11 protein-coding genes are annotated in these 12,185 nt (G+C 63.4%); 6 read left to right on the top strand and 5 right to left on the bottom strand.

Annotated elements, in window-relative coordinates; genetic code table 11:
* The first annotated feature begins 27 nt into the window (after window positions 1–27).
* The 6 genes from FJ964_RS00470 (at window position 28) to FJ964_RS00445 (ending at window position 7,291) form a co-directional block, all read left to right on the top strand.
* Window positions 28–633: an ATP-dependent Clp protease proteolytic subunit gene (locus tag FJ964_RS00470; RefSeq protein ID WP_140498846.1), complete on the top strand. Its 606-nt coding sequence runs from the start codon at window positions 28–30 to the stop codon at window positions 631–633.
* Between the two features lie 101 nt (window positions 634–734).
* The gene (locus tag FJ964_RS00465) at window positions 735–1,016 is read left to right on the top strand and encodes a hypothetical protein (protein WP_140549356.1); all 282 of its coding nucleotides are present in this window, start codon (window positions 735–737) and stop codon (window positions 1,014–1,016) included.
* Between the two features lie 708 nt (window positions 1,017–1,724).
* Window positions 1,725–4,646, top strand: a complete 2,922-nt coding sequence (uvrA, locus tag FJ964_RS00460; protein WP_140498850.1) for an excinuclease ABC subunit UvrA — start codon at window positions 1,725–1,727, stop codon at window positions 4,644–4,646.
* A 28-nt stretch (window positions 4,647–4,674) separates the two neighbouring features.
* Window positions 4,675–5,154 carry a GNAT family N-acetyltransferase gene (locus FJ964_RS00455; protein WP_140548235.1) on the top strand — a complete coding sequence of 160 codons (480 nt, stop codon included), beginning with the start codon at window positions 4,675–4,677 and terminating at the stop codon, window positions 5,152–5,154.
* A 33-nt stretch (window positions 5,155–5,187) separates the two neighbouring features.
* The gene (locus tag FJ964_RS00450; protein WP_140548233.1) at window positions 5,188–5,991 is read left to right on the top strand and encodes a DUF72 domain-containing protein; all 804 of its coding nucleotides are present in this window, start codon (window positions 5,188–5,190) and stop codon (window positions 5,989–5,991) included.
* A gap of 148 nt (window positions 5,992–6,139) precedes the next feature.
* Window positions 6,140–7,291: a GGDEF domain-containing protein gene (locus FJ964_RS00445; protein WP_140548231.1), complete on the top strand. Its 1,152-nt coding sequence runs from the start codon at window positions 6,140–6,142 to the stop codon at window positions 7,289–7,291.
* 51 nt (window positions 7,292–7,342) lie between these two features.
* Here the strand turns inward: FJ964_RS00445 and FJ964_RS00440 are convergent, their stop codons facing one another.
* The 5 genes from FJ964_RS00440 to urtB form a co-directional block, all read right to left on the bottom strand.
* Entirely contained in the window at window positions 7,343–7,519 is a 177-nt protein-coding gene (locus FJ964_RS00440; RefSeq protein WP_140498860.1) for a hypothetical protein, read from the bottom strand.
* Between the two features lie 230 nt (window positions 7,520–7,749).
* A complete protein-coding gene (gene urtE, locus FJ964_RS00435) occupies window positions 7,750–8,445 on the bottom strand; it encodes an urea ABC transporter ATP-binding subunit UrtE (protein ID WP_140548229.1) in 696 nt (231 codons plus the stop codon).
* Between the two features lie 69 nt (window positions 8,446–8,514).
* A complete protein-coding gene (urtD, locus tag FJ964_RS00430; RefSeq protein WP_140548227.1) occupies window positions 8,515–9,261 on the bottom strand; it encodes an urea ABC transporter ATP-binding protein UrtD in 747 nt (248 codons plus the stop codon).
* A gap of 6 nt (window positions 9,262–9,267) precedes the next feature.
* Window positions 9,268–10,497: an urea ABC transporter permease subunit UrtC gene (urtC, locus tag FJ964_RS00425; RefSeq protein WP_140548225.1), complete on the bottom strand. Its 1,230-nt coding sequence runs from the start codon at window positions 10,495–10,497 to the stop codon at window positions 9,268–9,270.
* Window positions 10,494–12,110, bottom strand: coding sequence for an urea ABC transporter permease subunit UrtB (urtB, locus tag FJ964_RS00420; RefSeq protein ID WP_140548223.1), 1,617 nt, complete (start codon window positions 12,108–12,110; stop codon window positions 10,494–10,496). The genes urtC and urtB overlap by 4 nt, the downstream gene beginning before the upstream one ends.
* Window positions 12,111–12,185 lie beyond the last annotated feature (75 nt).

Below are 12,185 nucleotides of genomic sequence, written 5' to 3'. Positions count from 1 at the left end.
CGACACAATGAAAAACGGAGAGAGACGATGACCGGTTTTGCCAATCTGGTGCCGATGGTGATCGAGCAATCGAGCCGCGGCGAGCGCGCCTTCGACATTTTCTCGCGGCTGCTGCGCGAGCGCATCGTCTTCATCAACGGCGAGATCAACGACGGCATGTCGGCGCTGGTCTGCGCCCAGCTTCTGTCGCTGGAATCCGATAATCCCGACAAGGAGATCTCGCTCTACATCAACTCGCCTGGGGGCGTGGTGACCAGCGGCTTCGCCATCTACGACACCATGCAATATGTCAGCTGTCCGGTGTCGACGGTGTGCATGGGCTTTGCCGCCTCGATGGCTTCGTTCCTGCTGATGGCTGGCACGCCCGGACGGCGCATCGCGCTGCCCAACGCCAGCCTCGTCCTGCACCAGCCACTGGGCGGCTTCCAGGGTCAGGCATCGGACATCCAGCGTCACGCCGAAGGCATTCTGCGTACCAAGCGGCAGATGACCGAGCTCTATGCGCGCCATTGCGGCCGCACCTATGAAGAGGTCGAGCGGACGCTCGACCGGGACTATTTCATGACCGCCGAGGAAGCGAAGGCATGGGGTCTCGTCGATCATGTCTACGACACCCGCAAAAAGGCGGCGTGACCGGCACGAGCACGATGAATTGAGCCGCGACGGCCCCGCCATCCGGCGATTTGGTGACCGCCGGTCTGGCCCCTACGGCGTGGCGGCGCTATAACGGGCCGATGATCGACAGCCGCTCGTTCCGACCTCGGCGTCTTGCCGTCGCCATTTTCGCCGGAGCGCTCATGCTGGCCGGCGGCGCCTTTGCCGGCGACAGCCAGCAAGGCAGCCTGCCCGGTGTGGCCGGCGATTACCGCATCGCCAAGCCGGCCCCGCAGCCCGAGCCCGATGACGCCTTCCCAGCCAACGGCAACGGCCAGTTCAAGATCGGCGATACCGATGTCAGGATTTCCGGCAGCATCACGGTCGATATCGGCGCCGGCGGGATCAAACCACCGCGGTAGCTGACATGTCGCGGGCCGTCAGTACCTGCGCGTTCGCTCAAAAGAGCAGCCCCGCCGTGCTTTTAGCAAACGGACGGGGCTTTTCTGGATCTATAATCCAATCTTTCGCCGGGAATGTTTTACCGGCTTTCGATTTCGGATGCTACGCGGCGTTCAGCCGACGATCCGACCAGTAGTCTCTGATTTTGGTGCATCCGGCAGGGTCACGTCGGAAGGCGCTCGCGCCTCCCCGGCATTTATGCCTGCCGCGGCTCCAATCACTGCTGGAGCCTCAAGGGACTGTCCGGTGGCGTCATGCTCCACTCCTGTGTCCGTTGCGACAATCGTCGTCAGAAGCACTGATCGCAAAAGCCCGCGGCGTCTCGCAGGCCGCCTTTGGGCGGCGAGGCCATCGAAAGACAGCCGGCTTCATTGACGTATGGAGTCTGCTCCCCTCGGCCGGGGACGTCAACCGCCCGATGGCCGAACGGGAAAAATGTGATCGACCGACACATCCATCAATCGACAAGGCCCGCCTGGTCCATTGCTTTTGTCAGGAGCGTGTTCGGTCTTTGTTCTTTCCGCTTGCCCGTTCGCGCGAAAGACGGTTAAACGACTTGGTCGAGAATTGTGGCGTCTCTCGACGCGGCGGCAAAAATACCTACATAGGGGATGGCCGGGGAAAACCCGCCGATCCCACAAATTCCAGATCTGAGGCGGCGACCGGCGATGGCCGACCATAAATATCTTTCCATTCGCGGGGCGCGCGAACACAATCTGAAGAATGTCGATCTCGACCTGCCGCGTGACAGCCTGATCGTCATGACCGGCCTGTCGGGCTCGGGCAAATCGTCGCTCGCCTTCGACACCATCTACGCCGAGGGCCAGCGCCGCTATGTCGAGAGCCTGTCGGCCTATGCGCGGCAATTCCTCGAAATGATGCAGAAGCCGGACGTCGACCAGATCGACGGCCTTTCGCCGGCCATCTCGATCGAGCAGAAGACCACCTCGAAAAACCCGCGCTCGACGGTCGGCACCGTCACCGAGATATACGACTACATGCGGCTTCTGTTCGCGCGTGTCGGCGTACCCTATTCGCCGGCCACCGGGCTGCCGATCGAGAGCCAGACGGTGTCGCAGATGGTCGATCGCGTGCTGGCGGTCGAGGAAGGCACGCGCCTGTTCATCCTTGCGCCGATCGTGCGCGGCCGCAAAGGCGAGTACCGCAAGGAATTGCTCGAGCTGCAGAAAAAAGGATTTCAGCGCGTCAAGGTCGACGGCGTCTTCTACGAGATCGCGGACGTGCCGCCACTCGACAAGAAATACAAGCACGACATCGACGTGGTCGTGGACCGCATCGTCGTGCGCGGCGACCTCGCAACGCGCCTTGCCGATTCCATGGAGACCGCGCTGAAGCTCGCCGAGGGGCTGGCGGTGGCGGAGTTCGCCGACAAGCCGCTCGATGCCAGCCAGACCGGCGAGGATTCGGTCAACAAGTCGAAGAACGAGACGCATGAGCGCATCCTGTTCTCGGAAAAATTCGCCTGCCCGGTCTCCGGTTTCACCATTCCCGAGATCGAGCCCAGGCTGTTCTCCTTCAACAACCCGTTCGGCGCCTGCCCGACCTGCGACGGGCTGGGCAGCCAGCGCGCCATCGATCCCAATCTGGTCGTCCCCGACGAGAACGTCTCGCTGCGCGACGGCGCCGTCAGCCCATGGGCGAAATCGACTTCGCCCTACTACGTGCAGACGCTGGAGGCGCTCGGCAAGGCTTACGGCTTCAAGCTCGGCGACAAGTTCAAGGATTTGAGCAGGGAGGCCCAGGAAGCCATCCTGCGCGGCACAGGCGAGCGCGAGATCACCTTCCAGTATGATGACGGCCTGCGCTCCTACAAAACGACCAAGACCTTCGAGGGCGTCATCCCCAACCTCGAGCGGCGCTGGAAAGAGACCGAATCCGCCTGGATGCGCGAGGAGATCGAGCGCTTCATGTCGGCCACCCCCTGCCCGGCCTGTCGTGGCTACAGGCTGAAGCCGGAAGCGCTGGCGGTGAAGATCGCCGGCAAGCACATCGGCGAAGTGACCGAACAGTCGATCCGCAAGGCCGACCAGTGGTTCACCGATCTGCCGGCGCAGCTCAACGACAAGCAGAACGAGATCGCCGTGCGCGTGCTCAAGGAGATCCGCGAGCGGCTGCGCTTCCTCAACGACGTCGGCCTCGATTATCTCACCCTGTCGCGCAATTCCGGCACGCTGTCGGGCGGCGAGAGCCAGCGCATCCGGCTGGCATCGCAGATCGGCTCCGGCCTCACCGGCGTGCTCTACGTGCTGGACGAACCGTCGATCGGCCTGCACCAGCGCGACAATGCGCGCCTGCTCGACACGCTGAAGCACCTGCGCGACATCGGCAACACGGTCATCGTGGTCGAGCATGACGAGGACGCCATCCTGCATGCCGACTACGTCGTCGACATCGGCCCGGCCGCCGGCATCCATGGCGGTGAAATCATTGCCCAGGGCACGCCGCAGCAGGTGATGGCCAACCCGAATTCGATCACCGGCAAATACCTTTCGGGCGAACTCGAAGTGGCGACACCGGCGGTTCGCCGCGAGGCGAAGAAGAACCGCCGCCTGAAAGTCGTCGGCGCGCGCGGCAACAATCTGAAGAACGTCACCGCCGAGATTCCGCTCGGCACCTTCACCGCCGTCACCGGCGTATCGGGCGGCGGCAAGTCGACCTTCCTGATCGAGACGTTGTTCAAGGCGGCCTCGCGCCGCATCATGGGCTCGCGCGAGCATCCGGCCGAGCACGACCGCATCGAGGGCCTGGAATTCCTCGACAAGGTCATCGACATCGACCAGTCGCCGATCGGACGGACCCCGCGCTCCAACCCCGCCACCTATACCGGCGCCTTCACGCCGATCCGCGACTGGTTCGCGGGCCTGCCCGAGGCCAAGGCGCGCGGTTACCAGCCGGGCCGCTTCTCCTTCAACGTCAAGGGCGGCCGCTGCGAGGCCTGCCAGGGCGACGGCGTCATCAAGATCGAGATGCACTTCCTGCCCGACGTCTACGTCACCTGCGACGTCTGCCACGGCAAGCGCTACAACCGCGAAACGCTCGACGTGCTGTTCAAGGGCAAGTCGATCGCCGACGTGCTCGACATGACCGTCGAGGAAGGCGTCGACTTCTTCGCCGCCGTGCCCGGTGTGCGCGACAAGCTCGACACGCTGAAGCAGGTCGGCCTCGGCTACATCCATATCGGCCAGCAGGCGACCACGTTGTCGGGCGGCGAGGCGCAGCGGATAAAACTTGCAAAGGAACTGTCGCGCAAGGCGACCGGCAAGACGCTCTATATCCTCGACGAGCCGACTACGGGCCTGCACTTCCACGATGTCGCCAAGCTCTTGGAAGTGCTGCACGAACTGGTCGACCAGGGCAACACGGTGGTGGTGATCGAGCACAATCTCGAAGTGATCAAGACCGCCGACTGGGTGCTCGATCTCGGCCCCGAGGGCGGCGACGGCGGCGGCGAACTGGTCGCCTCCGGTACGCCGGAAGCGATCGTGCGCGAAAAACGCAGCTACACCGGCCAGTTCCTCAAGGAATTGCTGGAGCGACGCCCCGGAGGCAAGCGCGAAGCCGCGGAGTGATGGCGGGCTGGCATTGGGAATCTCCGGAATGAAGATCAGGAAAGCCCTCGCCCCGGATGTCACCGCCGTCATGACTCTGACCACGGATGCCTACGCGCCCTACACCTCGCTGTTGGGCGCGCCACCGATCCCGGTCAGCGAGGACTATGCACCGCGCATCGCGCGCGGCGAGGTCTGGCTGCTGGAGAGCGGCGGCGAACTGGCCGGGCTGATCGTCCTGGAGCGGCACGAAGACCACGCGATGATCTTCTCCGTCGCCGTGGCGCCAGGATTTCAGGGCAAGGGCTTCGGCACCGCGCTGCTGAAACATGCGGATCAGCAGGCGCGCCTGTGGGGCGTGCCGGAGGTGCGGCTCTACACCAATGCGAAAATGGAGCGCAACATCGCGCTCTATCTGGCCTACGGCTATCGCGAAACGGGTCGCCGGCCCAATCCCTACCGGCCGGGATGGGTGCTCGTCGACATGGCCAAGCCGGTCGACGAGGTCACGACGGCGTCATTTTTCTGAACGCGGCCAGACTTCTGAAACGGGAGGACGACAATGAGCAAATCAGGAACAATCCGCGCCGGCATGGGCGGCTGGACCTTCGAGCCGTGGGATACGTCCTTCTACCCGGAAAAACTCTCCAAGGCCAAGCAGTTGCAATACGCCAGCCGGCAGGTGCCGAGCATCGAGGTCAACGGCACCTATTATTCCAGCTTCAAGGAGCCGACCTTCGTCAAATGGGCCAATGAGGCCCCCGACGGTTTCGTCTACTCGCTGAAGGGCAACCGCTTCGTCACCAACCGCCGCGTGCTGGGCGAAGCAGGTGAATCGATGATGCGTTTCCTCGGCTCCGGCGTCGCCGCGCTCGGCGACAAGCTTGGGCCGATCCTTTGGCAGTTCGCGCCGACCAAGAAATTCGATCCCGACGATTTCGAAGCGTTTCTGAAATTGTTGCCGGAAAAGCAGGATGGCGTTGCACTGCGCCATGCGCTTGAAGTCCGCAACGACAGTTTCATCGTGCCGGAATTCCCGGCCCTCGCGCGCAAATACAAGGCGGCCATCGTCTATGCCGATCATGCAAAATATCCTGACATCGCCGATGTCACCGGCGATTTCATCTATGCGCGGCTGCAGACCGGCTCGGATGACAATCCCGATTGCTACACCCCAAAAGGCCTCGATGAGTGGGCGGCGCGGGCCAAGGTCTGGGCGGAAGGCAAGCAGCCGACCGATTTGCGGCGCGCCGACCCTGCCACCGACGCACCGGTGCAACCGCGCGACGTGTTCGTTTACTTCATCACCGAGGGCAAGGTGCGCGCGCCGTTCGGCGCCATGGCGCTTATGAAGCGGGTCGCCTGAGAAAACGCTGCGCAGACGGCCCACTGGCGGCGGCGCCGGGCCTGAACCGTCGCATCTTCGTCGCTATCGTAACCTTATCGACACTTCCTTGCGTCATGACTCCAGCAACGTCAGGCTGCAGGGTCGTCGCGGGCAAGGAACGAGGGGCATGTCGCTCGACTACAACTCACTTCTGCTGGCGGTCGGTTTCTCCGCTGCCTGCCTGAGCCTGACGTTGTTCGGCACATGGCTCACCGCCCGCACCGACAAGTTCCTGCTCACCTGGGCGCTCAGCGCCATGCTGGTGGTGGGCGAGGTCTTCACCTATGACGCCTATATCGACGCGCCCAGGCGCGGCCTCGGCATCGCCACCTTCACCTTGCTGCTGGTCGGCTTCTCGATGATGCTGGGCGCCGCCTACCAATTCAGAAGCGGCGGCTCGCCGATCCCCAGAGTTTTGATCGGGGGCGGCATTTCGCTGGCAGTGGCGCTGCCGCCCATGGCTCTCGGCTATGACGGGCTCGGCTTCATGTTCGAGAACCTGTTCGCGGCCCTGCTCCTGTTCGCAACCGCCGCCGAATACTGGAAGGGCCGTGCCGAGGCCCCAGCGCTTACCATCGGCGCCGTCGCACTCTATTCGGCGACCGCCATGTCCTTCCTGCTCTGTGCGACGGTTTTGGCTCGGGATGGCAAGCTGATCCTGAGCCATGCGCCGAGGAACTGGGCCGAGGATCTCAGCCTCATCGTCGTCATCGCCAGCATGACCGGCATCGGCGCCTTGTCGCTGGCCCTCAACCAAGGGCGTCTGGCGGGGCATCACCGCCGCAACGCGCTGACGGATCAGCTGACCGGCCTGCTCAACCGCCGCGCGCTGTTCGACCTCTTTGGCGATTCTCCCGTCGGCGCCTTTACCGCCGTGGTCGTGTTCGACCTCGACAGCTTCAAGGCCATCAATGACGAGTTCGGCCACGCGACGGGCGATGAGGTGCTGAAAGTGTTCGCCAAGGAGCTTGCCAGCAACCTTCGCCCGACCGATGTCGCCGCGCGGATGGGCGGCGAGGAGTTCGCGGTGGTACTGAAGCGGACTTTACCCGAAACAGTGGAAAACACGGCCGAAGCGATACGAACCTCATTCGCCGCGCGCCGCATCGACACCGAGAACGGTCCCCTGACGTGCACCGTCAGCGCCGGCTTTGCTTTCGGCACCAAAGAGGGCCTGAGCTTCGACAAGGTGCTCAGCGCCGCCGACAAGGCGCTCTATGCCGCCAAGCGCGGCGGCCGTAATCGCGTCACCGCCTCTCCATTCCGGCGGGCTAGCTGACCCAGCGCATCAATGCCGTGCCCATCACTGTTGAATGGGCGAATGCGGCTTTTACGCCGCCATGACAATTTCATTGAAGGCATCGAGGTCGACATAGAAGACCTTGGTGATCTCCTCGATCAGCTCGTCGTGGTCATAGCCTTGGGATTTCAGGATGTTGATGGCTGTGATGATGTCGACGCGCTCGGTAAGCCGCCGTTTCTGGTAGTCCTCGACGTAACGTTCCATGGCTGCCCCTTAGCCTGTGTGCCCAAACGCGTTGAACGACAGAAATCGCAGGGAGGATGCTAGGAACGCATGCTTGCGCGGAACTTGCCCGGCGCCCACCTCGATCTGCGACAAACCAGACTGATACGGAAGCGGCCGACTCACAAAGCCATCAGAAGACTAGCATCTAGTATTGGGCGTGCCAGCGGGTGTTGAAGAAAGATTGAAAAATCTTTCATCAGGAGATGGATCTAGACCGTCAGGAACTTCCTGACATCCGCCCGGTCGAGATCTTCGGCAGGACCAGTATGCACGATCTGGCCGCGGTCCATGATGTTGACCTCGTCGGCGAGTTCGCGGCAGAAGTCGAGATATTGCTCGACCAGAAGCACCGCAATGCCGGCCTGGTCGCGTAGATAGCGGATGGCACGGCCGATATCCTTGATAACAGACGGCTGGATGCCTTCCGTCGGCTCGTCGAGCACCAAGAGCTTCGGCCGCATCACCAGCGCCCTGCCGATGGCGAGTTGCTGCTGCTGGCCGCCGGAGAGATCGCCGCCGCGGCGGCCAAGCATCTGCTTGAGCACCGGAAACAATTCGAAGACATGCGCCGGCACGTTGCGGTCGGCCCGTTTCAGGGGCGCGAATCCCGATTCGAGGTTTTCCCGCACGCTGAGCAGCGGAAAGATCTCCCTGCCCTGCGGCACGAATGCGATGCCCGACCGGGCGCGGTCATACGCCGCGCTCCGGTCGAGCGCCTTCCCCTCGAAGGCAACGCTTCCGCTCGTCAGCCTGTGATGGCCGACGATCGATCTCATCAAACTGGTCTTGCCGACGCCGTTGCGGCCAAGCACGCAGGTGATCTTGCCGGCGCCCGCCTTCAGCGACACGCCGCGCAGCGCCTGGGCGGCGCCGTAATGGAGCGTGGCATCGGAAACTTCGAGCATGTCAGCGCCTTCTCCAGAACCGGAGGAAGGCAAGATCGAAGCGATGGAATTGCACCCGCCAAACCATGATCATCTCCCCAGATAGACTTCGACGACACGCTCGTCGGCCGATACGAAATCGAGCGTGCCTTCGGAAAGCACCGAGCCCTCATGCAGGCAGGTGACCTTGACGCCGAGCTCGCGCACGAAATGCATGTCGTGCTCGACGACGATCACCGAATGGTCGCGGGCGATCTCCTTGAGCAGACGCGCGGTCTCCTCGGTTTCGGCGTCGGTCATGCCGGCGACCGGCTCGTCGACCAGAAGCAGCTTCGGGTCCTGCGCCAGGAGCATGCCGATCTCCAGCCACTGCTTCTGGCCGTGGCTGAGATTGGCGGCGAGCTCGTCGCGCTTGTCGCCGAGCCGGATGGTACCGAGGATGTCATCGATCCGTCCCGCCTCGGCGGGTGAGCGTCGATGGAACAGCGCCGGGAAGATCGAGCGCGGCCCCTTCAGCGCCAGCATCAAATTTTCCTCGATCGTGTGGCTTTCGAAGACGGTCGGCTTCTGGAATTTGCGGCCGATGCCCATCATGGCGATCTCGGCCTCGTCATGGCGGGTGAGATCGACCTGGCCGTCGAAGAACACCTCGCCCTCGTCGGGCCGTGTCTTGCCGGTGACGATGTCCATCATCGTCGTCTTGCCGGCGCCGTTGGGGCCGATGATGGCGCGCATCTCGCCCTTGTCGAGCACCAGCGACAGATTGTTGATGGCGCGAAATCCGTCGAAGGAAACCGAAACGCCGTCGAGGTAGAGAATGGTGTTCGACTTCGACATCGCCCGTCACTCCGCCGGCTGAGGTTCGAGGCTGGATGAGGACCATTCGCCGGGTGTTCTGGCCGCCGACTGCACGACTTTGGACGGCGCGATTTCACCATCGGCGCCGGCCTCCTCGGCCAGCGATGCCGCGCGCAGCGCCTTGGCGTTGCCGCGCCAGCTATCCCACATGCCGATGATGCCTTTCGGCAAGAGCAGCGTCACGGCGACGAACAGGCCTCCGAGTGCGAACAGCCACAGTTCAGGCAGCACGCCGGTGAACCAGGATTTTCCGGCGTTGACCAGCAGCGCACCGATGATCGGCCCGATGATGGTGCCGCGCCCGCCGACCGCGGCCCAGATCACCACCTCGATCGAATTGGACGGCTCGAATTCGCCTGGATTGATGATGCCGACCTGCGGCACGTAAAGCGCGCCCGCGATGCCGGCCATGACAGCTGAAACCGTGAAGGCGAACAACTTCACATTCTCAGCCCGCCAGCCGAGGAAGCGGGTGCGGCTTTCGGCATCACGCACCGCCATCAACAGCTTGCCGTATTTGGAGCCGACGATCGCCCAGGTGACGAAGACGCCGAGCGCCAGCGTCACCGCGCTGGCCGCGAACAGCGCCGAGCGGGTCGCGTCGGCCTGCACGTTGAAGCCCAGAATATCCTTGAAGTCGGTCAGGCCATTGTTTCCGCCGAAGCCCATGTCGTTGCGGAAGAAGGCGAGCAGCAGCGCATAGGTCATCGCCTGTGTGATGATCGAGAGATAGACGCCGGTGACGCGGCTGCGGAAGGCGAACCAGCCGAAGACAAAGGCGAGCAGGCCGGGCACGGCGAGCACCATGATCGCGGCGAACCAGAAATGGTCGAAGCCGGTCCAGAACCAGGGCAGTTCCTTGTAGTTCAGGAACACCATGAAATCAGGCAGGACCGGGTTGCCATAAACACCGCGCGAGCCGATCTGGCGCATCAGATACATGCCCATCGCGTAGCCGCCGAGCGCGAAGAAGGCGCCGTGGCCGAGCGAGAGGATGCCGCAATAGCCCCAGACCAGATCGAGCGCGAGCGCGAGCAGCGCATAGCAGAGATATTTGCCGGTCAGCGCCACGATATAGGGCGGGACGTAGAATGCGCTTGTAGGCGAAACAACCAGGTTGAGCAGCGGCACGATAATGGCCGCCGCCAGCAGGATGAGGATGGTGATGGCGATGCGGCGGTTCGCGCCCGCGGCGAAGAAGCGTCCCGACATCATGCTTCCACCGCCCTGCCCTTGAGCGCGAACAGGCCGCGCGGGCGCTTCTGGATGAACAGGATGATCAGCACCAGCACGACGATCTTGCCGAGCACCGCTCCGGCATAGGGTTCGAGGAACTTGTTGACGATGCCCAGCGAAAAGGCGCCGACCAGCGTGCCCCACAGATTGCCGACGCCGCCGAAAACGACGACCATGAAACTGTCGATGATGTAGCCGCGGCCGAGATTGGGCGAGACATTGTCGATCTGGCTGAGCGCCACGCCGGCAATGCCGGCAATACCGGAGCCGAGCGCGAAGGTCAGCGCATCGACCCATGGCGTCCTGATGCCCATCGAGGCGGCCATGCGGCGGTTGGCGGTGACGGCGCGCATCTGCAGCCCCCAGGGGGTGCGCTTCATCACATAGAGCAGCATCGCGAAGACGGTGAGCGCGAAGACCAGGATCCAGAGCCGGTTCCAGGTGATGGCAAGCTGGCCGACATCGAACGAACCCGACATCCAGGAGGGATTGCCGACCTCCTGGTTGGTTGGCCCGAAGATCGAGCGCACTGCCTGCTGCAGGATCAGCGAAACGCCCCATGTCGCCAGCAGCGTCTCCAGCGGCCGGCCGTAGAGGAAGCGGATAACGCCGCGCTCGATGGCGAGGCCGACAAGCCCCGCGACCAGGAAGGCAAGCGGCAGCGCGATCACCAGCGACCAGTCGAACAGGTCGGGAAAGGACGTGCGGATCACCTGCTGGACGACGAAGGTCGTGTAGGCGCCGAGCATCACCATCTCGCCATGCGCCATATTGATGACGCCCATGACGCCGAAGGTGATGGCAAGCCCGATCGCCGCCAGCAGCAGCACCGAGCCCCCCGAAATGCCGTACCAGATGTTCTGTCCGGCGTCCCACAGGGCCAGTGTCGAATTGATGTTGGCGATTGCCGCTGCCGCGGCTTCCTTCGCTGCGCCCGAGGCATTGGCCTCTACCGAGGTGAGCAGCGATACCGCGTCGCGGTCGCCGCGCGCGCCGATCAGGGCGATTGCCGCGAGCTTGTCGGCATCCGGCCGATCCGAGCTCAGAATCGACGCGGCACGAGCCTGTTCCAGCAAGGTCTTGACGCTGGCCACCGTCTCATTGGCGATCGCCTTGTCGAGCGGCTCGATGTTCGCGGCATCGGGCGTCTTGAACATGGTGTCGGCGGCGGCGATCCGCACGGCCGGATCCTTGGCGCCGAGCGTCAGCGTGCCCAGTGCATCGCGGATGGTGCGACGCAGCGTGTTGTTGACCTTGATCTTGGTGATGTCGTCCTTGGCCGCTTCACCGGATGATTCACCGCTCAGCGGGTCGAAAAGCTGGACGCGTTCGCCGGCTTCCTTGCCGACGAACACCAGGGAATCGATCTTGCGGATGTAAAGATTCCCATCGGCCAGCGCCGCAAGCGGCCGCTCCACTGCCGGATCGCCGGTGGCCGCCAGGTCGTGAACGACAGCTCCCGTCTCCGAAAAACCCTTGGCGGCGGCGAACTTGGCGATGATGCCACGCAGATCGGCTTCGCCAGCGCCCGACGACGACAGCGTCGCCAGCAAGAACAGCAGTGTCAGGCCAAGTGCGCGGAAAAGGTTCATCGGCGTCAGGCGACTCTTCAGGGTTGAGTTGGACGTCCGGACGGCGGAGGAACCGTCCGGACGCTCGCGGTCATG

It is taken from the genome of Mesorhizobium sp. B2-3-2, assembly GCF_006442295.1.
Classification (GTDB): Bacteria; Pseudomonadota; Alphaproteobacteria; order Rhizobiales; family Rhizobiaceae; genus Mesorhizobium.
The sequence above is the reverse complement of the archived record's forward strand: the minus strand, read 5'-3'. Positions and strand labels throughout refer to the sequence as shown.

Excerpts from the sequence above, each read along its gene's own strand:
- FJ964_RS00470 (WP_140498846.1), top strand. The coding sequence starts at position 28 with ATGACCGGTTTTGCCAATCTGGTGCCGATGGTGATCGAGCAATCGAGC.
- FJ964_RS00465 (WP_140549356.1), top strand. The coding sequence starts at position 735 with ATGATCGACAGCCGCTCGTTCCGACCTCGGCGTCTTGCCGTCGCCATT.
- uvrA (WP_140498850.1), top strand. The coding sequence starts at position 1,725 with ATGGCCGACCATAAATATCTTTCCATTCGCGGGGCGCGCGAACACAAT.
- FJ964_RS00455 (WP_140548235.1), top strand. The coding sequence starts at position 4,675 with ATGAAGATCAGGAAAGCCCTCGCCCCGGATGTCACCGCCGTCATGACT.
- FJ964_RS00450 (WP_140548233.1), top strand. The coding sequence starts at position 5,188 with ATGAGCAAATCAGGAACAATCCGCGCCGGCATGGGCGGCTGGACCTTC.
- FJ964_RS00445 (WP_140548231.1), top strand. The coding sequence starts at position 6,140 with ATGTCGCTCGACTACAACTCACTTCTGCTGGCGGTCGGTTTCTCCGCT.
- FJ964_RS00440 (WP_140498860.1), bottom strand. The coding sequence starts at position 7,519 with ATGGAACGTTACGTCGAGGACTACCAGAAACGGCGGCTTACCGAGCGC.
- urtE (WP_140548229.1), bottom strand. The coding sequence starts at position 8,445 with ATGCTCGAAGTTTCCGATGCCACGCTCCATTACGGCGCCGCCCAGGCG.
- urtD (WP_140548227.1), bottom strand. The coding sequence starts at position 9,261 with ATGTCGAAGTCGAACACCATTCTCTACCTCGACGGCGTTTCGGTTTCC.
- urtC (WP_140548225.1), bottom strand. The coding sequence starts at position 10,497 with ATGATGTCGGGACGCTTCTTCGCCGCGGGCGCGAACCGCCGCATCGCC.
- urtB (WP_140548223.1), bottom strand. The coding sequence starts at position 12,110 with ATGAACCTTTTCCGCGCACTTGGCCTGACACTGCTGTTCTTGCTGGCG.